Origin of the sequence: Flavobacterium sp., assembly GCF_044348915.1 — a bacterium.
Lineage (GTDB): Bacteria > Bacteroidota > Bacteroidia > Flavobacteriales > Flavobacteriaceae > Flavobacterium.
In genome coordinates, this window is sequence record NZ_JBIKRX010000003.1 from 1 (window position 1) to 24,844 (window position 24,844).

20 protein-coding genes and 1 riboswitch are annotated in these 24,844 nt (G+C 36.2%); of the genes, 1 reads left to right on the forward strand and 19 read right to left on the reverse strand.

Annotation, left to right across the window (positions count from 1 at the left end):
• Positions 1–14 precede the first annotated feature (14 nt).
• The 19 genes from metF to ACIQ1E_RS01080 form a co-directional block, all read right to left on the reverse strand.
• On the reverse strand, positions 15–968 hold the full coding sequence (metF, locus tag ACIQ1E_RS00990) for a methylenetetrahydrofolate reductase [NAD(P)H] (protein WP_396167890.1): 954 nt from the start codon (positions 966–968) through the stop codon (positions 15–17).
• 99 nt (positions 969–1,067) lie between these two features.
• The gene (metH, locus tag ACIQ1E_RS00995; RefSeq protein ID WP_396167892.1) at positions 1,068–3,752 is read right to left on the reverse strand and encodes a methionine synthase; all 2,685 of its coding nucleotides are present in this window, start codon (positions 3,750–3,752) and stop codon (positions 1,068–1,070) included.
• Positions 3,753–3,971: 219 nt separating this feature from the next.
• Complete coding sequence (locus ACIQ1E_RS01000) at positions 3,972–4,502, reverse strand: hypothetical protein (protein WP_396167894.1); 531 nt, start codon at positions 4,500–4,502, stop codon at positions 3,972–3,974.
• Positions 4,503–4,561: 59 nt separating this feature from the next.
• Positions 4,562–5,563 carry a homocysteine S-methyltransferase family protein gene (locus ACIQ1E_RS01005; RefSeq protein WP_396167895.1) on the reverse strand — a complete coding sequence of 334 codons (1,002 nt, stop codon included), beginning with the start codon at positions 5,561–5,563 and terminating at the stop codon, positions 4,562–4,564.
• A 226-nt stretch (positions 5,564–5,789) separates the two neighbouring features.
• Entirely contained in the window at positions 5,790–6,434 is a 645-nt protein-coding gene (locus tag ACIQ1E_RS01010; RefSeq protein WP_396167897.1) for a bifunctional precorrin-2 dehydrogenase/sirohydrochlorin ferrochelatase, read from the reverse strand.
• Positions 6,435–6,620: 186 nt separating this feature from the next.
• On the reverse strand, positions 6,621–7,403 hold the full coding sequence (gene cobA / locus ACIQ1E_RS01015) for a uroporphyrinogen-III C-methyltransferase (protein ID WP_396167899.1): 783 nt from the start codon (positions 7,401–7,403) through the stop codon (positions 6,621–6,623).
• Positions 7,396–9,486 (reverse strand): HEPN domain-containing protein, encoded by a 2,091-nt coding sequence (locus ACIQ1E_RS01020; RefSeq protein ID WP_396167901.1) that lies wholly within the window; start codon positions 9,484–9,486, stop codon positions 7,396–7,398. The genes cobA and ACIQ1E_RS01020 overlap by 8 nt, the downstream gene beginning before the upstream one ends.
• A gap of 75 nt (positions 9,487–9,561) precedes the next feature.
• Complete coding sequence (locus ACIQ1E_RS01025; protein ID WP_396167903.1) at positions 9,562–10,806, reverse strand: sulfate adenylyltransferase subunit 1; 1,245 nt, start codon at positions 10,804–10,806, stop codon at positions 9,562–9,564.
• A 190-nt stretch (positions 10,807–10,996) separates the two neighbouring features.
• A complete protein-coding gene (gene cysD / locus ACIQ1E_RS01030; protein WP_396167904.1) occupies positions 10,997–11,896 on the reverse strand; it encodes a sulfate adenylyltransferase subunit CysD in 900 nt (299 codons plus the stop codon).
• Between the two features lie 110 nt (positions 11,897–12,006).
• Positions 12,007–12,708 (reverse strand): phosphoadenylyl-sulfate reductase, encoded by a 702-nt coding sequence (locus ACIQ1E_RS01035; RefSeq protein WP_396167906.1) that lies wholly within the window; start codon positions 12,706–12,708, stop codon positions 12,007–12,009.
• Positions 12,709–12,764: 56 nt separating this feature from the next.
• Positions 12,765–13,676 (reverse strand): sulfite exporter TauE/SafE family protein, encoded by a 912-nt coding sequence (locus ACIQ1E_RS01040; protein ID WP_396167907.1) that lies wholly within the window; start codon positions 13,674–13,676, stop codon positions 12,765–12,767.
• A gap of 112 nt (positions 13,677–13,788) precedes the next feature.
• Positions 13,789–14,199, reverse strand: coding sequence for an RrF2 family transcriptional regulator (locus ACIQ1E_RS01045; protein ID WP_396167909.1), 411 nt, complete (start codon positions 14,197–14,199; stop codon positions 13,789–13,791).
• 28 nt (positions 14,200–14,227) lie between these two features.
• Positions 14,228–15,061 carry a Bro-N domain-containing protein gene (locus ACIQ1E_RS01050; protein ID WP_396167911.1) on the reverse strand — a complete coding sequence of 278 codons (834 nt, stop codon included), beginning with the start codon at positions 15,059–15,061 and terminating at the stop codon, positions 14,228–14,230.
• 125 nt (positions 15,062–15,186) lie between these two features.
• On the reverse strand, positions 15,187–15,765 hold the full coding sequence (locus ACIQ1E_RS01055) for a hypothetical protein (RefSeq protein WP_396167912.1): 579 nt from the start codon (positions 15,763–15,765) through the stop codon (positions 15,187–15,189).
• A gap of 38 nt (positions 15,766–15,803) precedes the next feature.
• Positions 15,804–16,976 (reverse strand): trans-sulfuration enzyme family protein, encoded by a 1,173-nt coding sequence (locus ACIQ1E_RS01060; RefSeq protein WP_396167914.1) that lies wholly within the window; start codon positions 16,974–16,976, stop codon positions 15,804–15,806.
• 24 nt (positions 16,977–17,000) lie between these two features.
• Positions 17,001–17,435 (reverse strand): OsmC family protein, encoded by a 435-nt coding sequence (locus ACIQ1E_RS01065; RefSeq protein WP_396167916.1) that lies wholly within the window; start codon positions 17,433–17,435, stop codon positions 17,001–17,003.
• Positions 17,436–17,545: 110 nt separating this feature from the next.
• Positions 17,546–20,932: a bifunctional aspartate kinase/homoserine dehydrogenase I gene (thrA, locus tag ACIQ1E_RS01070; RefSeq protein WP_396167917.1), complete on the reverse strand. Its 3,387-nt coding sequence runs from the start codon at positions 20,930–20,932 to the stop codon at positions 17,546–17,548.
• A gap of 82 nt (positions 20,933–21,014) precedes the next feature.
• Positions 21,015–21,120: riboswitch (SAM riboswitch) on the reverse strand.
• 174 nt (positions 21,121–21,294) lie between these two features.
• Positions 21,295–21,507, reverse strand: a complete 213-nt coding sequence (locus tag ACIQ1E_RS01075; RefSeq protein ID WP_396167919.1) for a hypothetical protein — start codon at positions 21,505–21,507, stop codon at positions 21,295–21,297.
• Between the two features lie 84 nt (positions 21,508–21,591).
• Complete coding sequence (locus tag ACIQ1E_RS01080; RefSeq protein WP_396167920.1) at positions 21,592–22,872, reverse strand: O-acetylhomoserine aminocarboxypropyltransferase/cysteine synthase family protein; 1,281 nt, start codon at positions 22,870–22,872, stop codon at positions 21,592–21,594.
• A gap of 697 nt (positions 22,873–23,569) precedes the next feature.
• On the opposite strand from ACIQ1E_RS01080, the gene metK reads away from it, so the two are divergent.
• A complete protein-coding gene (metK, locus tag ACIQ1E_RS01085) occupies positions 23,570–24,820 on the forward strand; it encodes a methionine adenosyltransferase (protein WP_396167922.1) in 1,251 nt (416 codons plus the stop codon).
• The last annotated feature ends 24 nt before the right edge of the window (positions 24,821–24,844 follow it).

Consider the following 24,844-nt stretch of genomic DNA (forward strand, 5'->3'; position numbering starts at 1 on the left):
TAAATAGTATAAATCTAAAAAACTTGTGTGGCTATTTGCTGAATATTATCAGATTTCCCCATCGAATAATAATGCACACAAGGCACTCCAAATTCAATCAATTCTTTCGATTGCTGTACGGCGAACTCAACCCCTATTTGACGCACAGCAGCGTTATCTTTCGCTTGTTCTATAGAATGAATCAAATCCTGCGGCATATCTAACCAAAATACTTGTGGCAATAATTGCAAATGACGTTTTACTGCTACTGGTTTTATTCCTGGAATGATTGGAACCGTAATTCCGATGGCCCGGGCAGCTTCGACAAACTTGAAGTATCTTTGGTTATCAAAAAACATTTGTGTCACGATATAATCGGCACCAGCATCGACTTTATCTTTCAGCCTTTTTAAATCAGCTTCTAGACTTGGTGCTTCGATGTGTTTTTCAGGATAACCCGCAACTCCAATACAAAAATCAGGCGCGTTTTGCATTGGCAAAGTATCGTGCAAAAACTGTCCGGCATTCATCGCTTTGATTTGTTTTACCAAATCCACTGCATAATGATTTCCTCCTTTGGTAGGTTCAAAATACTTTTCCCCTTTCATTGGATCACCGCGAAGAGCAACCAAATTGTCAATTCCTAAATAATGACAATCGACCAATAAATACTCTGTTTCTTCTTTAGTAAAACCGCCACAAAGTACGTGAGGGATTGCATCTACACCGTATTTATGTTGAATAGAAGCGCAAATTCCAACCGTTCCAGGACGCATACGCGTAATGCGACGATCAAATAGCCCATCTTTCTCGATATATACATATTCTTCCCTAGAAGTAGTTACGTCAATAAATGGCGGTTTAAACTCCATTAAAGGGTCGATACTAGCGTATAAATCTTTGATATTACTCCCTTTTTGTGGCGGAACAATCTCGAAAGAAAACAAAGGTTTTCCTTGAGCGTCTTCTATATGTTGTGTTACTTTCATTTAAAAAAAATGTATAATGTATTTTGTAAATTGTATAATGTATTTGTAGCTGTATTTTTTCTTTCAATATACATTCTACAATCTACAATATACAGAAATTTAATCTGCTATATTCGGATTCAACCATTTCATTGCCTTATCGGTAGAAATACTTCTTCGTTTCGCGTAATCAATAACTTGGTCTTCTTTTATTTTTCCGAGACCAAAATATTTGCTTTCAGGATTTCCAAAGTAATAACCAGAAACCGAAGAAGCCGGCCACATTGCCATACTTTCGGTCAATGTTACTCCAATTTTATTTTCTACATCAAGCAATTTCCAAATGGTCGGTTTCTCTAAATGGTCGGGACAAGCTGGATAACCAGGTGCTGGACGAATTCCTTTGTATTCTTCGGCAATCATTTCATCATTGGTCAAGACTTCATCTTTTGAATACCCCCAAATTTCTTTACGGATTTTTTCGTGAAGATATTCGGCAAATGCTTCTGCAAAACGGTCTGCCAATGCTTTGACCATAATCGAATTGTAATCGTCCAAATCCTTTTCGAATTCAGCTGCCCAGTCGTCAACGCCAAAACCAGTCGTTACACAAAAAGCTCCCATATAATCGGTTACTCCGTTATCTTTTGGAGCGATAAAATCCGCCAAAGCGATGTTTGGAGCTCCCGCAGTTTTCTGTGCTTGCTGACGCAAAGTGAGGAAAGTTATCGGTTGTCCGTTATCCGTTGTCGGTAAAATTTCAATATCATCATCATTTATTGTATTCGCTGGGAAAATGCCATAAATCCCTTTGGCTTGTAATTTCTTTTCTTTCAAAATTACTTTCAACATTTCCTGTGCATCGGCAAAAACTGAAGTTGCTTGTTCACCAACAACCTCATCCGTTAGAATAGCAGGATATTTTCCGAACAATTCCCAAGTTCTAAAAAACGGCGTCCAATCGATGTAAGGAACTAAAACATCCAAATCCACTTCAATCACTTGTTCGCCAATGATATTTGGTTTTACTGGAGTGAAATTTGCCCAATCCAATTGTAATTTATTTTTACGAGCATCTTCAATACTCAAGAAATTTTTGTCACGCGAACGATTCAAAAACGATTCTCTAAAAGCATCGTAATCGGTTCGAATATCGCTGGTGTATTGTTCTTTATTATGGTCCAATAAATTTCCAGCTACCGTAACGGCTCTCGAAGCGTCGTTAACGTGAATTACTGTTCCTTTGTATTGTGGTGCAATTTTCACGGCAGTGTGCGCACGCGAAGTCGTTGCTCCACCAATCATTACTGGAATTTTCATTCCTCTTTTGTCTAATTCTTTGGCTAAATAAACCATTTCATCCAAAGATGGCGTGATTAATCCGCTCAAACCGATAATATCAACCTCGTGCTCTATGGCTGCAGCGATAATTTTTTCGGGAGGAACCATTACGCCAAGGTCAATAATTTCGTAATTGTTACAAGCCAAAACCACCGAAACAATATTTTTTCCAATATCGTGAACGTCGCCTTTTACAGTTGCCATCAATATTTTTCCGTTCCCTTCTTTGTCGCCCGCTTGTTTTGAAGCTTCGATATAAGGCAACAAATAGGCCACAGCTTTTTTCATTACACGTGCTGATTTTACCACCTGTGGCAAAAACATTTTTCCTGAACCAAACAAATCTCCAACCACATTCATTCCCGCCATCAAGTTGATTTCGATTACTTCAATGGGTTTTGTGGCTGCCAATCGAGCCTCTTCCACATCAATTTCTATAAAAGCATCAACTCCTTTTACCAATGAGTGTGTGATTCTTTCCTGAACAGTTCCGGAACGCCATTCTTGTACCGCAACTTCATTACTTTTGGCATCACCTTTTACATTCTCGGCAAAATCCAATAAACGTTCTGTAGCATCATCACGACGGTTCAGGATTACATCTTCTACGTGTTCTAATAAATCTTTTGGGATTTCATCATAAATAGACAACATCTCTGGATTCACGATTCCCATCGTCATTCCGTTTTTGATGGCGTGATACAAGAAAACCGAGTGCATTGCTTCACGAACGGTGTCATTTCCTCGAAACGAAAACGATACGTTGCTCACACCACCACTGATGTGTGCGTGTGGTAAATTTTCGCGAACCCATTTGGTTCCTCTAAAGAAATCCAATGCATTCAAGCGGTGTTCTTCCATTCCGGTTGCCACTGGAAATATATTCAAATCGAAAATAATATCCTGTGGAGGAAAACCTACTTTATTGACTAAAATATCATACGAACGCTGACAAATCTCTACTCTACGATCAAAATTATCAGCTTGTCCTACTTCGTCAAAAGCCATAATAATAGCAGCGGCGCCATAACGTTTGATTAATTTGGCGTGATGAATAAAGGCTTCTTCTCCTTCTTTCAAGGAAATCGAATTGACCACGCATTTTCCTTGCACAACCTTCAAACCGGCCTCAATGATGTCCCATTTCGAACTGTCAATCATAATCGGCACACGAGAAATATCCGGTTCGGCAGCGATTAAATTCAAGAATTTCACCATTGCATATTCACCATCGAGCATTCCTTCATCCATATTGATGTCGATAACTTGGGCTCCACCCTCGACTTGTTGTCTGGCGATATCTAGTGCCTCATCGTACTTCTCTTCCTTGATCAATCGAAGAAATTTTCGTGAACCGGTTACGTTCGTACGTTCCCCAATATTTACAAATACGCTTTCCGGCGTAATGATTAAGGGTTCCAATCCCGATAAAACTAGGTTTCTTCTTTTTTCTGCTTCTGCCATTTTTTTATTTTTTATTTAACAACGGAATAAATTCCGTTGCAATTGACATCTTCATCCAACGGATTAAAATCCGTTGCTACAAAACGGGTCGTTCCTACGGAACTCTTATGATGCTATCGCGAGCGTCACGCTCGTGCCTATTCTAATTTTTTTTTAAATCTTTTTCCTGCCTTTGTTTGAAGGCACGGGCTAGAAGCTCGCGCTAGCAGGGGACTCGCGCTAGCTGGGCAGATAAATAATTTCACTTAACCTTTTAATTTTTTTTACATCATTAAACATATTCTCAATAATTTCAAAATCTAAAACAAAATTTGTAATAATAAATTCATTCCCATCTTTGCATAATAACTTTGTATATCCAAAATTACGTAATAGATTTTTATAATGTTTTGTTGACAAATGAAATTCAACTGATTTTAAATTTGTAGAATTTATAATATACGAATACGTATTTTTAATTATTGTAACATTTCTGTTATCATAATCAATTGTAATTTTTGTGTTTTTTTCATAAAAAACATATTTTATGAATTGATAAATTACCAAACTGAAATAGTAAAATAAATAAGAATTAATAATCAAAAAAAATACTCCGAAAAATCCTGCTTTGTAATTATTATTCCAAAAGCCAGATAGACATTTGAAATTGCCATAAATCATCAAAGGGAAAAACAAGATTAATAAAATAATCAAAAGAATTTCAAATAAAAATTTGAAATTTAGTAATCTATATGTTTTAATTTTAGGCATAGTCTTTTGCTGTTTTAGTATCAACAAATAAAAAATTCGTAATACACAAAATCAAATTATTACATCACCGCCTCTGAAACCCTAGGTTTATAATCCTTCGCAATATCAGCAATCAACTTGATATGTTCCGGAGTTGTTCCGCAACAACCTCCTATAATGTTTACTAAATTATCTTCTAGATAACTTCGTATTTGAGCTTGCATTTGCCCTGGTGTTTCGTCGTATTCTCCAAATGCATTGGGCAATCCAGCATTGGGATGTGCTGATATATTGAATGAAGTATTATGTGACAATGTCTGCAAATAAGGTTTCAACAAATCGGCTCCCAAAGCGCAATTGAAACCTACACTCAACAGCGGAATATGTGAAACCGAGATTAAAAAGGCTTCCACCGTTTGTCCCGAAAGTGTTCTTCCAGAAGCATCGGTAATGGTTCCTGAAACCATAATCGGAATATCTATTTTGCGTTCTTCTTTCACTTCTTCAATAGCGAAAAGCGCAGCTTTGGCATTCAAGGTATCGAAAATAGTTTCTACCAAAAGTAAATCTACTCCTCCGTCAATTAAAGCTTCAACTTGTTGTTTGTAAGCAATACGCAGATCATCGAAGGTTACAGCTCTATAACCTGGATCGTTAACGTCTGGCGACATACTTGCCGTACGGTTTGTCGGCCCAATTGAACCGGCTACAAAACGGGGTTTTTCTGGATTTTTGGCTGTGAATTCATCGGCTACTTCACGGGCAATTTTTGCCGATTCGTAGTTGAGTTCATAAACATATTCTTCAAGATGATAATCCGCCATTCCGATAGTGGTTCCTGAGAAAGTATTCGTTTCCACGATATCGGCTCCGGCTTCAAAATACAAAGCGTGCACTTCTTTTATCGCTTTTGGTTGGGTAATAGACAACAAATCGTTGTTCCCTTTGAGCGAATGTGGAAAGTCTTTGAATTGTTCTCCTCGGAAATCTTCCTCAGAGAAATTATAGCGTTGCAACATCGTTCCCATTGCTCCATCGAGCACGAGAATTCGTTTTATGATTTCTTCTTGAATGTTTGACATAACTTATTTTTTATTTTTTCACCGCAAAGTCGCAAGGACGCAAAAGCTTTTTGTCATTTTCTTTTTACCGCGAAGACGCTAAGGCGCAAAGGGTATCTAGTTAATTTTGATGAGTATTGTATTTTTGATTAGCCTAAAAATGAACCGTTTCGGCACTATTTATTGCTAAAAAATAATCGGTGCAAAGTAAAGACATAGCGCGATGAATCGCAAATATAAGGAGTGTTTATTGTTTACCTTTTAAAGCTTGGGTGATTTCGTTCATTTTATCCACTTTTTCCTGAAAATCGCCTTTTAGGGTTTTGCGGTATTCATTCAGGTTTTCGACCATTGAATTAATGTCGTCTGGGATAATTTCTTCGAAAAATTCGCGCAATCTTTTGGCAGTAGTTGGGGATTTACCATTGGTGGAAATAGCGATTTTTACATTTCCTTTGGTAACGATTCCACCCAAATAATAATCGCACAAAGGTGGTGTATCGGCGATGTTGCAAATCAAATGTCGTTTTCGGCATAAATCGTACACTCGTTTGTTGACTTCCAAATTGTCGGTGCAAGCAATAACCAAATGTCGTTTTTTGAGCATTTTTTTCTTGAACTTGGATTGCGTCAATTTTACCGAAGGATGTTTTTCGACTAATGCTTCTAATTCTGGTAAAAAATGTATCGCTACTACCTCAACATTGGCATTCGGACTGGATTTGAGCATAAAGGACAATTTTTCTAAACCTACATTTCCTCCACCCACAATGAGCACATCGAGTTGGTTTAGTTTTAGAAAAATTGGGTATAGTTCGTTCCTCTCCCCAGCCCTCTCCGAAGGAGATGAAGTCGAGTCCTGATTGTTAGAATATGATGTGTTTTTGTCCATTATTATATTTGCATATCAGTTACTGATGCCCATTTTACAGTATGTGATTTATAAAAAATAAAGTTTTATTAGCTTGAAACCATTAAGAGATTAAGGTTCATTAAGGCTAAAACTTAATTTTCTTAATCTCTTAATGGTTCAATAAACATTTTAATTTTTGTTTGCTTTGCAGAAAATCGAATTGTTTTATTCTCTAGCGCAAACTTTATCGGAAATAAATTCCTTGTAAAATCCTTTTAATTTATTGCGTTCTTTCACGACTTCACCAATAACGATGATGGCTGGCGAACTCAAATTTTTCTTATGTACAACTTCAGCAATGGTATCAATAGTTCCAAAACCTACTTTTTCGTTAGGCATTGTTCCGTTTTGAATAATCGCAACGGGAGTTTCTCCTTTGGATTCGTTTTGAAACAAAGCAATGATTTGGTCTAACTTGCTCATTCCCATCAAAATTACAACAGTTGCAGTAGATTTGGCTGCCAAAGCCACATCTTTTGATAAATTTCTATCTGAAGTGGTGCCTGTGATTACCCAAAAACTTTCGGAAACGCCTCTTTTTGTCAATGAAATTCCTTGATTGGCGGGAACAGCAACCGAAGATGAAATTCCTGGAATTACAACAGTAGGAATTCCGAAACTTTCAACATATTCGATTTCTTCGCTTCCACGACCAAAAATGAAAGGATCGCCACCTTTTAGTCGTACTACATTTCCGTAAGTCAATGCATTATCTACAATTAACTGATTGATTTGATCTTGCGAATAGGCGTGACAACCTTTTCTTTTGCCAACAAATAGTTTGATGGACTTTTTTGGTGCGTAAGCCAATATTTCTTCGTTTGCCAAAGCATCATACAAAACCACATTGGCTTCAGCAAGTGCTTTTACACCTTTGATAGTCAGTAAATCTGGATCGCCGGGACCAGCGCCTACTAATGTTACTTTGGGTTTTACGATTTTATTCATTTTTTAAATCTTTGACTCTATACAATTCAATTTTTTCAAAAAAAGCAATTGCTTCTTCAATATATTTTTTTGCAAATTCGCCAGAAGGCTCATTTTGGTTGATTTGATACACTAAATCTCTGAAAGTAGATTTCAATTCGATTTTGTTTGTCGCTGTAAAAATAGTGTCGAACAAATCGATGATTCCTGCGTGATGATTTGTTTTTTCGTTTTCGGCAAGCAATATGGCTTTGGCACCATTTACAAATCCGGCATATGCTAAATAAATTGCATCTGACCATTTTTTCTCTTCGAAAGCTTCTTGTGCAAAAGTCAATTTGTCTTTGGCTTCGAAAATTAAAGTAGCCACTAAATCAATTACAACTCCTGCACATTCGCCCACACCAATGGCTTTTACATAATTATCTGCATTTCCCCAATCGACGAAATCAGCGTCAGTAAGATTTGTAATATCAGCAAGTGGCGTCAATAAATCGAAAAAATATTTCTCGCCTTTGGCATCGTAATAATCCAAAAATTTAAGTCCGTTGGCATTCGCTTCGAAATCATTCAAAATAAAACGCAAGGCTTCAGGACCACGACGACTCGGAATTTTGATTACTTTATCAGCAAATCTTCCATTTCCATTACCTAAATTTCCTCCTCCTAACAACACTTGCAGTGCTGGAGCAACTAGCTTTCCTGAATTAATCGACATTCCTTGAAAACCAATTTCGGCCATATTATGTTGCCCACAAGCATTCATACAGCCACTGATTTTTATGGTAATATCTTTGTTCTCGTTGTACTGTGGATATTCGGCGGCCAAAACCCTTTCTAGCTCTGTTGCGATTCCTGTACTGCTTGCAATTCCAAGATTACAAGTATCAGTTCCTGGACAAGCGGTAATATCGGCAGTTGAATTGTATCCTAAAGCTACGAATCCAAGTTTTTCTAATTCTTGGTAAAAAAAGACTAAATTATCTTCTTTTATATTACGAATAAGAATGTCTTGTCTTAGTGAAAAACGCAATTCATTCGCTCCATAATTTTTAATCAAATCAGCCAATAATCGGGCTTTGTCTGTATAAAAATCACCCAAAGGAACTTTGATCCCGATGGCTACATATCCTGATTGTTTTTGTTGAATTACATTCGATTTTTTCCAAGCTTCAAAAGCGGCAAGATCAGCAATTTCTACTTTTGGCGCTACTTTCAACGGTTCTGGAATTGGGCTATCAAAAGCCGTTGTATCAATTTCGAAAGATTGGCAAGACAAAGCTTTTTTCTCTTCTTCGACCAATCGTAAAAATTCATTTTTTCCTAAATCTTTCACTAAGAATTTCATACGGGCCTTCAAACGTTTGGCTCTTTCGCCGTGACGGTCAAACACTCTAAGAATTCCTTCCGTGGTTGGAATTATTTGGTTTGCGGGAATAAATTCCGACAACAATTCGGCGTGATGTGGCTGAGAACCCAATCCACCGCCCAGCATTACTTTGAACCCTTTTTCTCCATTTACTATTTTTGGAATAAATCCTAAATCGTGCAAATAACTCAAAGCTGTATCTTTATCCGATGATGAAAATGACATTTTAACTTTTCGTCCCATTTCCTGACAAACAGGATTTCTCAAAAGATATTGAAACAACCCGTAAGCATACGGAGATACATCAAATGGCTCTTCGGGATCAATTCCTGCGTTTTCGCTAGCGGTAATGTTACGAACGGTATTTCCACACGCTTCACGAAGCGTAATATCACTTTTTTCTAACTCGGCCCAAAGTTCCGGAGTTCTATCCAAACTCACATAGTGAATTTGAATATCTTGACGTGTTGTAATATGCAAACGACCTCTTGAATATTCATCAGAAACATCAGAAATACGATGCAATTGCTCGCTCGTTACTTTACCAAACGGTAATTTAATACGAATCATTTGCACACCCTCTTGACGTTGACCGTAAACACCACGCGCCAAACGAAGACTACGAAAGCGCTCTTCATCGATTTTTCCGTCACGGAATAAAGCAATTTTTCTTTCTAAATCGATGATGTCTTTTTGGACAATTGGGTTCTCTATTTCAGTTCTAAAACTTTCCATACTTTCTCTTTTGTGTTTGTTGTTTATGGTTTATTGTTTGTGTCGAACAACGAATCGTCAACCATAAATTAATAACTATTTTATAAATCCAACGCCTGCAGTTGTATTGGTCGACGTATCAATTAGTATAAACGCTCCATTCGACTTGTTCTCGCTGTAAGCATCAAAATACAAAGGCTTACTTAACTTTATTTTCACTTCTCCAATTTCGTTGATAGCTAATTGTGACGCTTCTTTTGTTCCTGAATAGTCAGTAGAAATCGTATTTTGTACCGCATCTATTTTGGCTAAAACACGGTTTGTATTGTGCTGAACGATGTATTTTGTTCCAGCTACTAATTTTTTACTGTCCATCCAGCAAATTGTAGTTTCAATGTCTTTCTCCACTCTAGGAAGTTCGCCGCTTTTTACGATCATATCGCCACGAGTCACATTGATATCATTTTCCAATTCGATTGTAATTGACGAACCTGCAACGGCTTCATCGAATTGTGCATCGAAGAAATGAATCTTAGAAACTTTTGACTCAGTCAATGAAGGAAGCACCGTTACGGCATCTCCAACTTTGATATTATTTCCGTATAATTTTCCAGCGTATCCTCTAAAATCGTGGTATTCTTCGGTTTTTGGACGAATCACTGTTTGAACTGGGAAACGCACTTTCCCTTTTTCGAAAACGTCTTTCGGTTCTAAACCTTCTAAATGTTCCAAAATAGTTTGCCCGTCATACCAAGGTATATTTTCGGATTTGTCTACTACATTTCCACCGTTGATTGCACTTAAAGGAATGTAACTTACTACTTGTTCTTTGAACGTGCTTTTGGCATTTAAGGCTTGAAAATCGGCTTTGATTTTGTTGTAAACTTCTTCCGAATAATCAACTAAATCCATTTTGTTTACCGCAACAATCACTTCTTTCACTCTCAATAAATTATTGATGAAAAAGTGACGGTAGGTTTGCTCAATAACTCCTTTTCGAGCATCAATCAAAATAATGGAAACTTGCGAAGTCGAAGCTCCAGTAACCATATTTCTAGTATATTCAACGTGACCTGGCGTATCGGCAATGATGTAACTTTTCTTGGCTGTCGAAAAATAAATATGTGCCACGTCTATCGTAATACCTTGTTCACGCTCGGCAACTAAACCATCGGTAGCCAAAGAAAAATCCAGATAATCGTATCCTTTTTGCTTACTGCTTCTTTCTATTGCTTCAATTTTATCGGTTGTCAACGATTTTGTATCGTATAATAATCTCCCGATTAATGTGCTCTTTCCGTCATCTACACTTCCTGCTGTTGCTATTTTTAAAACTTCCATATTCTGAAATTATATATTGTAATTTATTGTATGATGTATATTGTATTGTTGTAGAATGTCTATTGTATTGTACTAGAATGTATATTGTATTCTTATGAAATTAATGTGATAAAGATGCTTTGTAAATTAGCAAATCCCTTCTTTACAATTTGTCATTATACACTATACATTTTTTACATTATACAATTCTCTAAAAGTATCCTTGTTGTTTTCTTTTTTCCATTGCAGCTTCCGAACGTTTGTCATCGATTCTGGCTCCTCTTTCAGAAATTGTAGAAGTTCTGATTTCGCCAACAACCTCAGCAATTGTAGCTGCATACGAATCAACTGCTGCGGTACAACTCATATCTCCAACAGTTCTAAAACGCACAATTCTTTCTTCTACAACCTCATCTTCTTCTTGGTAAACAAATGGAGAATGTGACCAAATCATACCATCTCTAATGAATACTTTTCTTTTATGTGAAAAGTAAATAGATGGAATTTCAATTTTTTCTTGTTCGATATAACTCCAAACATCTAATTCTGTCCAGTTTGAAATTGGGAAAACACGAACGTTTTGTCCGATTTCGATTTTTCCGTTCAATAAATCGAATAATTCTGGGCGTTGGTTTTTTTCGTCCCATTGACCAAAATCATCACGAACCGAGAAAATACGTTCTTTAGCTCTCGCTTTTTCTTCGTCACGACGTGCACCACCAATACAAGCATCAAATTTGAATTCTTCAATTGCATCTAAAAGTGTAGTCGTTTGCAACATATTTCTACTTGAATAACGCCCTGTTTCTTCGATTACTTTTCCTTCGTTGATAGAATCTTGCACATTGCGAACAATTAACTCTAATCCTAATTCAGCAACCAAACGATCTCTGAATTCGATAGTTTCAGGAAAATTGTGTCCTGTATCTACGTGCAATAAAGGAAAAGGAATTTTGGCCGGGAAAAATGCTTTCTGCGCCAAACGCACCAATGTAATGGAGTCTTTTCCTCCTGAGAAAAGCAAAACCGGCTTTTCGAATTGAGAAATAACTTCTCTAAATATGTAAATCGCTTCGCTTTCTAAAGCATTTGTTTTTAACATCGAACTCATTTTGTTTTAATATTTTGCCACCCTTTCACGAATTATTCTATTAATTACTAATTCAACAAAGTTTTTTAAATCCGTGAAATTCGTGGCCGTTTCTTAATTATATACTTATTTTATTTTTGATGTAAACCGCATTCTTTGTGGCTCGATTCCCACCACCATCTTCCGGCTCTAATATCTTCATCCGCTGTGATTGCTCTGGTACAAGGCGCACAACCAATGCTTACAAAACCTTGTTTGTGTAATGCATTTTGTGGCACATTATTTTTTTCTAAATAGTCTTCGACTTCTTTCAAAGACCATTTTAATAATGGATTGAATTTTATAATGTCAAAATGTGCGTCGTATTCAAACAAATCGAAACTATTTCTATTCTCTGATTGCTCGGCTCTTAATCCCGTAATCCAAATGGCATTTCCTTTCAAAGCTTTGGTCAAAGGCGCTACTTTTCGAATAAAACAACATTCTTTTCTATTTTCGACCGAATCGTAGAAACTGTTCGGTCCTTTGGTTTCCAATAATTTTTCTACCGAAGCTGCTTCTGGGAAAAAGACTTTTATTTCTTTTTTATACTTTTTCAACGTTTTATAAAAAACATCGTAGGTTTCCTGAAACAATCGACTAGTGTCCAAAGTAAAAATGGTTATTGGTAAATCGTTTTTGGCTATTAAAGCCGTAATCACTTGGTCTTCCTGTCCGAAAGAAGTCGAAAAAACCACTTTTCCTTGATATTCGCTAGCCAAAAAAACTAAAGTTTCCTCGATGGAAAATCCTTTCGTTTTTTCTAATAAAGCATTTACAATTGCTACACTCATTATAATAATTTTTTCCTCACCTCAACCCTCTCCAAAGGAGAGGGAGAAAAGTGGATTTATATTAATTTAGACAAAGTTCTTAAACTTAAAATGATAATCAGGATTCCTACAGCAATCATCATAGGTTTTCTTTGAATTTTATTCACCAGAAAAGCAGCAAGAGGAGCTGCAATAACGCCACCCAAAATCAATCCAATGATTACTTGCCATCCGCTAATTCCTCCGAAAATCATAAAGGTAACCCCGCTGGCAAAAGAAACTGCAAACTCCGCCGCATTTACTGAACCAATGGTATAGCGAGGATTTCTACCACGACCTAACAAGGTAGATGTTACAATTGGCCCCCAACCACCACCGCCTACAGAATCCATAAAACCTCCAAAAGAGGCTAAAAGATCTAATCTTTTTGTTTTCTTTTTTACAATATTCTTAACTAATGCCTTTTTAATGATGATAACAGCCAACACAATCATATATACTGCTATAAAAGGCTTTATAACATCTCCATCAATTACATCAGCCAACAAATAAGCCCCTGCAATCGAGCCTAAAACACCAGGGATTAAAAGATGTTTGACCAATTTTTTATTGATATTTCCAAATTTATGATGGGAAACTGCAGAAGCTCCGGTAGTAAACATTTCGGCAACGTGAACTCCAGTGCTACTGATTGCTGGCGGAACACCGTACGCCAACAAAAACGAAGTAGAAGTCGCACCATAACCCATCCCTAGAGTTCCATCAACCAATTGTGCAAAAACACCAATAGCAAAAAACACCAAAAACTCTTTGTTAAATCCAGCTAAGAAATTGTTCCAAGTAAAATCAGCATAATGATTGTATATCAAAACGGTTAATAAAACCACAATCAAAAAAACGGGGACAAAAATCCAAAGTTGTTTGGCAAAAGAACTATTTTGCGCTACACCTACAGAGTCACTAAAACTTTTTACAAATCTCTTAATCATAATTTTATTGTATTTTCTACAAAAATCTATTACCCTATCGGCTTAATAGATTAGTTGGCAAAAATACTACTTTATTCCAAATAACAAAATAATATTTAAAAAAAATTACGGATTAAAATGCAATATCAGCGAGCGTATTGTTTTCGAGAATCATTAAAGTGTTGTCCCGAACCTCCATCATCAATTTGCGAACGGCACAAATAGATTCATCGTTACAATCGTCGCATTTTTCGTAGAAGTTGTGACTAGCGCAAGGTAATAAGGCAATTGGGCCTTCAAGAATACGATAGACTTTAGCCATATTGATGTCTTTGGGTTCTTTGATGAGATAGTAACCTCCGCCCTTTCCTTTTTTGGCACCCAAAAAACCAGAATGACGCAGGAGTAACAAAATACTTTCTAAAAATTTCAGCGAAATATGCTCTGCTTTGGCAATTTCAGCAATTTGCACTGGCGTATTGTCTTTCTGGCGAGCCAAGAAAGTCAGTGCTTTGATTCCGTATTTTGTTTTTTTTGAGAGCATTTATAAGATTTATGAATAGTTGTTAAATTTACAACAATTTCTTTTTATCCTCTAAAAAAGTTTTTGCATTTAAGTTAGTAACTACTTTTTTACCTGTTTGTTCTTCTAATGCTTTACGAGCATTTCCAGCAATAGTTCCTCCTCGTTTTGCTACGGTTGCGCTTTCAATAAAATTTTTCGGATTCACGGCTTGGGATATATCTTTAGTCGAAGCTTCAGCCAGCATATTCAAAATCAATTCGGTGTTGGTCATATTGTCCCGAAGATTTTCTTTTTTCAACCCTTTTAATGTTTTGTATTCTTTGGTTGTTTTTCCCGACCAAGTTTTGGTAATAATATCGGTCAAGCTAGCAAATTGTTGCCCTTCTTTCAGTCCTAATCTTTTCCATTCATCGGTCAATTCTTTACGAATTTCGACAGTTTTCAGTCTCTGATTGATCCAATTTTCGCTGTATCCAAGATTCAAATATTGCTCTAAAGCCCTATCAATAGTTAGTTCTGGGTCTTGCATTTCGTTTAATCGCTCGTTAGCTATTTGAGCTAACCACAACTTAAAAGGCTCTGCTTTGGGCGAAGGAATAGATTGTATTAATCGAAAAAGCTGCTCGGTGGTAGCAACATCGGCTAAACGCATTTTGCCATCAGCAGCTTGCATTTTCAACCCGTGACAATTCGTCACGGTTTCATTTCCTTCAACCTTTAGACGCTGTTTTAGCTTACGCCAATACGCATTTGCGTCCACACTTTCTGTTAAAACGGCAATAACGTCAATAATAGAAAAATACCATTCTTCCTTATCTTCACTCCATAAAGTGCGAACTTTTTTTTCTTCAAATAATTTTATTTCGTTTGGATTTTGCATTGTAGTGTATTTTGTTTTTCAGCAATTTATAAAATCGTTTGAGCTTCTAGGTTTGTCAAAAAAGTCAACCCTTTGATGCCGTATTTTGTTTTTTATGAGAGCATTTTTATGTTTGATTTTTGAATTTAATTTAATTCTTCAACTACAAATTTCCTAACTTTGCCAACAAGTTCGAGTAATTTAAAGTTACTCACATTAAGATTAGACTCTAGCATTTTTTGTTTTATAATCAAACCGTCAATCTCTAACTCATCACCGTATTTATCAGAATAAAATACTTCATTTGCAGGTTTCCAGTGGGTAGCAGAATCTCTAAGACATTTTAACATATATAAAGCACTACGATGTTTAAAGTCATCTTTAGTTTCCAAAAACTGAGTCTTGTTGTTTTGTGTACTATTCAAACAATAACCCTTTATTCTTTCTTGAATAGCAATCAAAAGGTTTGCTCTTGAAAATGCTGCACAATGATTAATCAAAGCTTCAAGTTTTTCCGGAGAATTTAAATAACAACTAAATTCTGTTCCACGAATTATACAACTATCCGATGTTCCCTTCGCGTCAACATCAATTTTATCAATCGGTAGACCAAGTTCTTTTTGACTATCAAAAGTAACTCTTGTAGCATAAACCAACGCTCGAAAAGTCTCAACAATTGTATCTATGTCAATCAAAAGCATTTCTTTATTATATTCTGCTACCATATTTACAATTATTAGATTTAATCAAATATAGTATTTTTTTACGACAATGCCTGCTCCAAATCAGCAATAACATCTTTCACGGTTTCTAATCCTACAGAAACACGTACCAAACCATCGGTAATACTTACTGCCAAACGTTCTTCGACAGACAATTTACTATGTGTTGTTGAGGCTGGATGCGTTACAATAGTTCTGGTGTCGCCTAAATTGGGTGACAATGAACACAATTTTATTTTATCTAAGAAAGCTCTTCCCGCTTCAATTCCACCTTTGATTTCGAAAGCCACAATGTTGCCACCCAATTTCATTTGCTTTTGGGCAATCTCATATTGAGGGTGCGATTTCAGGAACGGATATTTCACCAAACTTACATTTGAATGTTGTTCTAAAAACTCGGCTACTTTCAAGGCGTTTTCGCAATGTCTGTCTAATCGAATGGCCAAAGTTTCTAAACTTTTAGACAAAACCCAAGCATTAAACGGTGACAAAGAAGGTCCTGTCAATCGAGAAAACAAATAGATTTTTTGAATCAATTCGGCATCACCAACGGTTATTCCTCCCAATACACGCCCTTGACCGTCCATTAATTTAGTTGCCGAATGGATAACCAAATCGGCACCCCATTTTATAGGTTGTTGCAAATATGGCGTTGCAAAACAGTTGTCGATTATCAAAATCAAATTGTGTTTTTTAGCAATTGTTCCAAGTAATTCTAAATCAATAATATCTACCGCTGGATTGGTAGGCGATTCGGCAAAAAGAATTTTGGTGTTTGGTTTGATACAACTTTCGATGGTTTCTGGCATGTTAATGTCAAAATAGGTTGTTTCTATTCCCCATTTTGGAAAATAATTGATAAACAAGGAGTGTGTTGCGCCAAATACACTGCCTGCCGAAACAATATGATCACCTGAATTCAACAAAGCCGCCAAAGTAGAATAGACAGCAGCCATACCGGACGCAAAAGCAAATCCAGCTGCTGCACCTTCCATTTGACAAACTTTATCCACAAACTCATTGGTATTCGGATTGCTGTAACGGCTATAAATGTTTCTATCTTTTTCATCGGCAAATGAGGCACGCATATCTTCGGCATCTTCAAATACAAAACTGGAAGTTAAGTACAAAGGCACAGAATGTTCTAAATATTGGGTGCGCTCTAATTGATTGCGTATGGCATTGGTTTCGAAACCAAAATCTTGTTCGTTCATTTAAAAAGTTTAAAGTTGTTTAAATTAAATTTTCGCTAATTCTACACCGTTTAAAACTACTTTATAATGTATGGTTGCTGTTGGCTCGACTGTTTTAGCCACTGAGCAATATTTTTCGAATGATAATTGTGCTGCTTTCAAAGCTTTGTCTTCTTTGATATTTCCTTCCAAATAAAATACCACATAAATATCTTTGAAAGGTTTGGCATCGCCTACTTCCTCCCTCACGCCTTCAACATCTGCTTTGAAAGAAGTGATTTCCTGACGTTGTTTTTTTAGAATCGAAATCATATCAATTCCGCTGCAACCTGCCACACCCATCAAGATTAATTCCATTGGACTTGCTCCCATATCATTACCTCCAAAATCAGGGCGTGCATCTACATTTACTATATGTCCACGTTCGTTTTTCAATTCGAAGTGGAAGTTTTCGTTTACTCGGTTTAATGTTACTTTCATTATTTTATTTTTTTGGACGCAGATGAAACGGATTTTCAAACGCGGATTTTATATTTTTTTACTGAACACTCATTCCGATAGCTATCGGAACTGAATACTGAGCACTTTTTTTACCCTTTATCCGACAATCTCAATAAATCTCCAAAAACCCCTCTTGCCGTAACTGCCGAACCTGCGCCAGCTCCCTGAATTACAATTGGTCGGTCTCCGTAAGATTCTGTGTAAATTTCGAAGAACGAATCCGATCCTTTCAATCCGCCCAAAGCGGTATCCGAAGGTACGGAAACTAATTTTACTTCTAGATTTCCTTTGTCATTTTGTAAATCACCCGATAATTCACCAATGTATCTCAAAACGTGATTCGGTTCTTGTTCTTCTTTTATTTTGGTATAAATTGGGTCGAATTCTTTCAATTTATTCAAGAAATCGGCAACGCTTCCTTCACGCAAATGTTCTGGAATTAAGTTTTGAATGCTGATTTCTTCGAATTCGTTTTGCAAATCCAATTCTCTCGCCAAAATTAGTAATTTTCTTCCCACATCATTTCCGCATAAATCTTCTCTTGGATCGGGTTCGGTATAACCGTTGTCGATGGCTTCTTTCAGAATTTCACTAAAAGGAACATCTTTGGCAGAGAAATTATTGAATAAATAACTCAATGTTCCCGAGAAAACACCTTTGATTTTGGTGATATTTTCACCCGAAAGATGCAATAATTTTATGGTATCAATCAATGGCAAACCTGCACCAACATTGGTTTCATATAAATAATTCTTCTGATTTTCTGCCAAAACTTTTCGCAAGTCTTTGTAAAATTTATAACTCAAAGTATTTGCCACTTTATTCGAAGAAATTAAGTCAAAACTATTTTCTGCCAATGTCACGTAATTTTCAACAAAAGCAGCACTTGCCGTGTTGTCGATGGCAATTAAATTCTCCATATTATTTTCATTGGCGAAAGCAATAACATCATCAATTGTATAGGAGAAACCGTTGGTTTGAATTTCGTTTTTCCAATTTGGAGAAACTCCATTTTTGTTCAAAAGCAAGTTTTTAGAATTGGCAATTGCAAAAACATTCAACTTGATGTCTTTTCTTTTTTCAATAGTCGCAGCCGATTCTAGAATTTGATTAATCAAAGTGCCTCCAACCAATCCGTGTCCAAAAACAGCAATGTTGATTTTCTTAGAAACTCCAAAAATTTCCCCGTGAATCACGTTCAACGCTTTGTTTAATTGCGCTTTTTTAACCACCAAACTCACGTTTTTTCCCGTTACCGTATTGTTGAAAAGAATAGGTACCACCTTGTTTTTTATCAACGAAGTGTAGGGTTTATGGAAAGTACTCAAATCCTGACCAATGATCGAAATCACGGAAACATCATCGGTAATCGAAATCTTGTTGACGTCTTTCGAATAGAAATCATTTTCGAATTCTTTTTCTAATTCAATCATCGCTTTGGTCGCCTGATTGGAATTAACCACAAGCCCAATTCCTCTTTCAGAAGAACCTTGCGAAATGATGCTCACGCTAATGTTATTGTCACCCATCACTCTAAAAATTCGAGCATCGACGCCTGTTTTTCCTAATAATCCTCTTCCTTCTAAGTTGACCAAAGCCACATTTTCGAGTACAGAAAGTGTTTTAATTCCTTCTTTATTCGATTTTGAAGTGATTAATGTTCCTTGATTTTCGTGATTGAAAGTGTTTAGAATTCGAAGTGGAATATTTTTTTCCAACAACGGAATTATAGTTTTTGCGTGTAAAATAGTGGCTCCAAAATTGGCGATTTCGTTCGCTTCGTTAAAAGACAAACGGTCAATTTTTTTGGCATCGGGAACTAATTCTGGGTTGGCAGTGTAAATTCCGTCAACGTGAGTGTAATTTTGCAACTCCTCGGCATCGACATAATTGGCGATTAAAGAAGCTGTGTAATTACTACCGTTTCTCCCTAAAGTAGTTGTATCTCCATTGTTATTAGAACCAATAAAACCAGTGATTATGTTTACCTTATCGTGATTTTCCTTGAAATAATTGGCTACATTTTTCTTGGAAATTTGCTCGATAGGTTGCGCATCGCCAAAATTGGAATCGGTTTTTATTAATTCTCTGGTATCTGCAAAACGAGCTTTTATACCCTTTTCATTCAAAATCGCAGTAATTAATTTTGCCGAAAGCAATTCGCCTTGCGCCAAAACTTGGTCTTTAATTTTTTCGCTATAATCACCAATCAGACTTACACCTTCGAAAAGTTTGTCTAAAACAGCAAATTCTTCGGATAAATCGACAGTATAACCGTCTTGCTGATAGCTTTTGAAACTTTCCAACAAGGGTTTGTAATTCCCGTTTTTGGCGGCAATGGTCAAAATATCTTCTAATTCATCGGTGGCTTTTCCTCTAGCCGAAACTACGACTGCTATATTCTCACTTCTTCTTTTTTTATCAATAATAATGTCTAAAACTTTATTAATTCCTTCTCCGTTGGCCAATGATTTTCCGCCAAATTTTAATATTTTCATTTTGTTTTTTTTGTTTTTAAAAACAACATCCAATAAATTGTTTAATTGTTCGTATTCCATTAAAAAAGCGTCGTGCCCGTGCTGCGATTCAATTTCGCTATAAAAAACATTGTGCTTGAATTTTTTGATTTCGTGGTAGGTTTCCTTATTTTCATTAGCCGTAAAAAACAAATCCGAATTGATTCCGATAATATAAATATTGGCATCGACTTCAGAAATTATATTTTCGAATGAATCTCTTCCTCTAGTGATATCTATGGTTTTAAGCAATTGATTCATCATTTTATAAGCCGAAAGCTGAAACCGTTTTTGCAATTTCTCGCCGTGATGATTCAGCCAACTTTCAACCTGAAACGATTCGAAAGATTCGGTTGACGTTCTTTGAAATTTTTCTTTGAAAGATTCTGGCGTTCTGTAACACAACATCGCGTGAATTCGGGCATCTTCGATTGGTTTAGACGAATTGCAAAGAATTTTTTCTTGCAAATAACAATTAGCAATCAACCAATCGGTCGATTTCCAATCGGAAGCAATTGGGAAAAAATTATGGGTTAGCTTTGGTTCCAAAGCGATCATTTCCCAAGCAATTCCACCTCCTACCGATCCGCCAATAAGAGCAAACAACTCTTTCACTTTTAGAAAACGAAGGCCTTCTATGAAAAGTCTAGCGATGTCGCGCGCTGTATAATCCAAATAATTATCGATATAGGTTTTATCGAATCCATTCCCTGGAACGTTGAAAGCCAAAATGGTGTATTTATTGGTGTCGATGGTTTTATTGTCGCCAATAAGATTATTCCACCAACCATTTTCGCCGACTACGTGAGAATTGCCAGTCAAAGCGTGATTCACCAATACAATAGGAGCCGTGTTTAATACCTGTCCAAAAACCTGATAACTTAAGTTTATAGACGGAATAAGCACACCACTTTCGGTGGTGAAATCTTGTAATTTAATTGTTGTTGGTTTATTTTCCAATTTCAAATCTATTTGTTTATTTTTTTGATTTGTGTCTGGAAATATTAGAAAGAAAACTAGAAGTATGCTAGAAGAATTCTTGTTGTTATCTGTTCCCGATGATCGGGATAGAATGTAGCACCTTCTTCGTTTTCAAAGGGTTGCTAAGCTTTCATCGGGTCTATTCCCTCGAGCTTTCTTTATAACATTTCAGTACGTATGTGAACTTAATGGTGCAAATTAACCACTATTTTTTTAAACAACCAAATTTAAAATTGGCTGATTTCCTTTTATAAACCTAAAACCAACACCGGAAGAAGCCAGAAATTTGACCTCATCCGCTGTTTGTTTTTAAGCAAAATTTAATTTCAAACTAACCATTTTTAGATGAAAAGAGTTTGATTTTCATCAGAATACATCAACGATAGCAATGATTTTTGAGATTTTTTATTCTCTGGATCTTGATTAAGGTTGATTCCTAATTTTGGATATGTAAATTCAAAATCATCAGAATTTATACCAGTTTTCATTGATTTTTTATTTGCACTTTTGAAAAACTGAGTTAATGGGCTTAAATAATATTTTAGAGTTTTCATACTATCTATATTTTATATGTTATACTTTTTTTTTATTTTAAAACATATCGAATTCAGTTTTCCTAAGTTCAAATATGTTGGTTTTTATACTTTTAAATTTTCGAAGACGGCTTTCAAATCGGCTTTTAGGTCTTCTATGTCTTCCAGTCCGACCGAGAGTCTAATCAAATCCTTGGTTACTCCCGTGGCGACCTGCTCTGCATCTGTCAACTGCTGATGCGTGGTACTCGCTGGATGAATAATCAATGACTTTGTGTCTCCAATATTGGCCAAGAGTGAGAAAAGCTTGGTTTCATCGGCTACTTTCTTGGCAGCTTCAAAGCCTCCTTTAAGTCCGAAAGTTAGCAATCCGTTTTGTCCTTTAGGTAAATACTGTGTTGCCAAATTGTAATATTTATTCGACTGTAAACCTGGATAATTAACCCAAGCCACTTCATCTTGATTTTCTAACCATTGAGCCAAAGCCAATCCGTTCTGGCTATGCTTCTTGACGCGAACTTCTAGAGTTTCTAGTCCCTGAATAATCTGAAAGGCATTGAATGGACTCAAAGCTGCTCCGTAATCCCGTAATCCTTCTATACGGACTTTGGCAATAAACGCGGCCGCTCCCAAAGCTTCGTGATAAATTAATCCGTGATAGCTTGCCGAGGGCTCAGTAAATTCAGGAAATTTTCCGCTACTCCAATCAAAGGTTCCTGCATCGACCACTGCTCCTCCAAGCGAAGTTCCGTTTCCAGAAATATACTTAGTCAAGGAATGAATCACAATATTGGCTCCGTGCTCGATTGGGTTTAGCAAATAAGGCGAAGGAACCGTGTTGTCCACAATAAATGGCACTTTGAATGCTTTGGCTTCGGCAGCAATAGCCTTCAAATCCAAGACATCTAATTTTGGATTTCCTAAACTTTCTGCGAAGAATACTTTAGTACTTTCATTGGCTGCTTTGGTAAAATTGCTAGCATCCGATGGATCAACAAACGTGGTTGTGATTCCCAATCTAGGCAAAGTAGCGCTCAATAAATTGTAGGTTCCTCCGTATAAACTATTAGAAGCTACAATATGATCGCCGGTTTTTAGCAAAACCAATAATGAAGTAGCAATGGCCGCCGTTCCTGATGCTGTAACTACTGCGGCAATTCCACCTTCGAGAGCGGCTAATCGTTGTTCTAGAATATCGTTGGTTGGATTATTCAATCTGGTATATATAAATCCCGCTTCGGCAAGTCCAAATAAATTGGCCGCGTGATCCGAATTATTAAACACATAAGAACTGGTTTGATAAATAGGTACCGCTCTTGTTCCTGCTGTTTTAGTAGTGTCGTGCCCTGCGTGTAATGCGTTTGTTGCGAATTTTGGTGTACTCATAATATTATTTTTTGATTTAAGATTTTATTTTATTTTGAAATATTCTTGTGCTTTCGATCTTAAAAAACAAAAACCCTTTTAGAAAAATATCCAAAAGGGTTTTTAAGTTTTGTTATAACTTTTACTTTCGGATTCAACTGATACAAAAACATACCATAGACATTGCACAAATCATCGATTTGACATTGCATTTATTCATTTGTTTTTGCTGTAAAATGTTCATATTAGAATTAATTTTAGTTTTATAATAATTCAAAAAAAAAAGCCTCCCGTTTTGTGGGAGGCTTATCTATATAATTTTGATTTAAAAATTTATACAATAAACGACCCGCAGGATTTTTCCTACATCGACTTTGAAATATTGCAAACATTAAAATTCATTTTTCTTTCTTTTGTTTGACAAATATCCAAACTTTTATTTAGAAATCCAAATAAATTTTAAAAAATTATATTCAACTTAACAGTTATTTAAACAATCTATAAATTCACCTAAAAGTTATTTTAACAATAAACATCAAAAAATAAGTTAAGATTAATTTGGAATTCAATTTGGTTTCATACATTTGCACCCGAATATTAGAGGAAAAATTTGAACTGATTGCAACCTCGTTAAAAAAATGCTAAAGCAGAACTCTCCTTTAGTATTTCCCTGCAATTATTTTTTTTCTTCCTCGCTTAATTTAAAAATTATATTATTATGGCTTATTTATTTACGTCAGAATCAGTGAGTGAAGGACATCCAGACAAAGTAGCTGATCAAATTTCAGACGCATTAATTGATAATTTCTTGGCATTTGACCCTGAGTCGAAAGTAGCTTGTGAAACTTTGGTAACAACAGGACAGGTTATTCTTGCTGGTGAAGTAAAATCGAACACTTATTTAGACGTTCAAACTATTGCAAGAGATGTCATCAAAAAAATTGGATATACTAAAAGTGAATATATGTTTGAAGCCAATTCTTGTGGTGTTCTTTCCGCTATTCACGAACAATCTGCCGATATTAATCAAGGTGTAGAAAGAGCAAAACCAGAAGATCAAGGAGCGGGTGACCAAGGAATGATGTTTGGTTATGCAACCAATGAGACTGAAAATTATATGCCTTTGGCTTTGGATATTGCTCACGCTTTATTGATTGAATTGGCCAATATTAGAAGAGAAAATGCTGAAATTACATATTTGCGTCCAGATGCAAAATCGCAAGTAACTTTAGAATATTCAGACGACAACAAACCACAACGAATTGATGCGATTGTAATTTCGACTCAACACGATGATTTCGCTCCAGAAGCTGAAATGTTAGCCAAAATCAAAACTGATTTAGTTTCGGTTTTGGTTCCTAGAATTAAAGCGAAATATCCTCAATATGCTCACTTCTTCAATGACAAAATCACTTACCATATTAACCCAACAGGCAAATTCGTTATTGGTGGGCCTCACGGAGATACTGGATTGACAGGGAGAAAAATCATTGTGGATACTTACGGTGGAAAAGGCGCTCACGGTGGTGGTGCTTTCTCTGGAAAAGATCCAAGTAAAGTAGATAGAAGTGCGGCTTATGCCACTCGTCATATCGCTAAAAACCTTGTTGCAGCTGGTGTTGCCGACGAGATTTTGGTTCAAGTTTCGTATGCAATTGGCGTAGCCCAACCAATGGGTATTTTTGTTGACACTTACGGAACCTCAAAAGTGAATTTGACCAATGGTGAAATTGCCAAAAAAGTAGAAGCAATCTTTGATATGCGCCCTTATTTTATCGAGCAACGTTTGAAATTGAGAAATCCAATCTACAGCGAAACTGCGGCATACGGACATATGGGTCGTACTCCTGAAACTGTAACCAAAACTTTTTCTGCTCCAGGTGGAGAAACAAAAACAGTTGAAGTGGAATTATTCACTTGGGAAAAATTAGATTTCGTAGATCAAGTAAAAGCAGCTTTTGGACTATAAAGTTTAACCGCAAGTACAAAAAGA

Bases quoted from the DNA above. Each gene is read 5' to 3' on its own strand.
- metF (WP_396167890.1), bottom strand. From the start codon at position 968: ATGAAAGTAACACAACATATAGAAGACGCTCAAGGAAAACCTTTGTTT.
- metH (WP_396167892.1), bottom strand. From the start codon at position 3,752: ATGGCAGAAGCAGAAAAAAGAAGAAACCTAGTTTTATCGGGATTGGAA.
- ACIQ1E_RS01000 (WP_396167894.1), bottom strand. From the start codon at position 4,502: ATGCCTAAAATTAAAACATATAGATTACTAAATTTCAAATTTTTATTT.
- ACIQ1E_RS01005 (WP_396167895.1), bottom strand. From the start codon at position 5,563: ATGTCAAACATTCAAGAAGAAATCATAAAACGAATTCTCGTGCTCGAT.
- ACIQ1E_RS01010 (WP_396167897.1), bottom strand. From the start codon at position 6,434: ATGGACAAAAACACATCATATTCTAACAATCAGGACTCGACTTCATCT.
- cobA (WP_396167899.1), bottom strand. From the start codon at position 7,403: ATGAATAAAATCGTAAAACCCAAAGTAACATTAGTAGGCGCTGGTCCC.
- ACIQ1E_RS01020 (WP_396167901.1), bottom strand. From the start codon at position 9,486: ATGGAAAGTTTTAGAACTGAAATAGAGAACCCAATTGTCCAAAAAGAC.
- ACIQ1E_RS01025 (WP_396167903.1), bottom strand. From the start codon at position 10,806: ATGGAAGTTTTAAAAATAGCAACAGCAGGAAGTGTAGATGACGGAAAG.
- cysD (WP_396167904.1), bottom strand. From the start codon at position 11,896: ATGAGTTCGATGTTAAAAACAAATGCTTTAGAAAGCGAAGCGATTTAC.
- ACIQ1E_RS01035 (WP_396167906.1), bottom strand. From the start codon at position 12,708: ATGAGTGTAGCAATTGTAAATGCTTTATTAGAAAAAACGAAAGGATTT.
- ACIQ1E_RS01040 (WP_396167907.1), bottom strand. From the start codon at position 13,676: ATGATTAAGAGATTTGTAAAAAGTTTTAGTGACTCTGTAGGTGTAGCG.
- ACIQ1E_RS01045 (WP_396167909.1), bottom strand. From the start codon at position 14,199: ATGCTCTCAAAAAAAACAAAATACGGAATCAAAGCACTGACTTTCTTG.
- ACIQ1E_RS01050 (WP_396167911.1), bottom strand. From the start codon at position 15,061: ATGCAAAATCCAAACGAAATAAAATTATTTGAAGAAAAAAAAGTTCGC.
- ACIQ1E_RS01055 (WP_396167912.1), bottom strand. From the start codon at position 15,765: ATGGTAGCAGAATATAATAAAGAAATGCTTTTGATTGACATAGATACA.
- ACIQ1E_RS01060 (WP_396167914.1), bottom strand. From the start codon at position 16,976: ATGAACGAACAAGATTTTGGTTTCGAAACCAATGCCATACGCAATCAA.
- ACIQ1E_RS01065 (WP_396167916.1), bottom strand. From the start codon at position 17,435: ATGAAAGTAACATTAAACCGAGTAAACGAAAACTTCCACTTCGAATTG.
- ACIQ1E_RS01075 (WP_396167919.1), bottom strand. From the start codon at position 21,507: ATGAAAACTCTAAAATATTATTTAAGCCCATTAACTCAGTTTTTCAAA.
- ACIQ1E_RS01080 (WP_396167920.1), bottom strand. From the start codon at position 22,872: ATGAGTACACCAAAATTCGCAACAAACGCATTACACGCAGGGCACGAC.
- metK (WP_396167922.1), top strand. From the start codon at position 23,570: ATGGCTTATTTATTTACGTCAGAATCAGTGAGTGAAGGACATCCAGAC.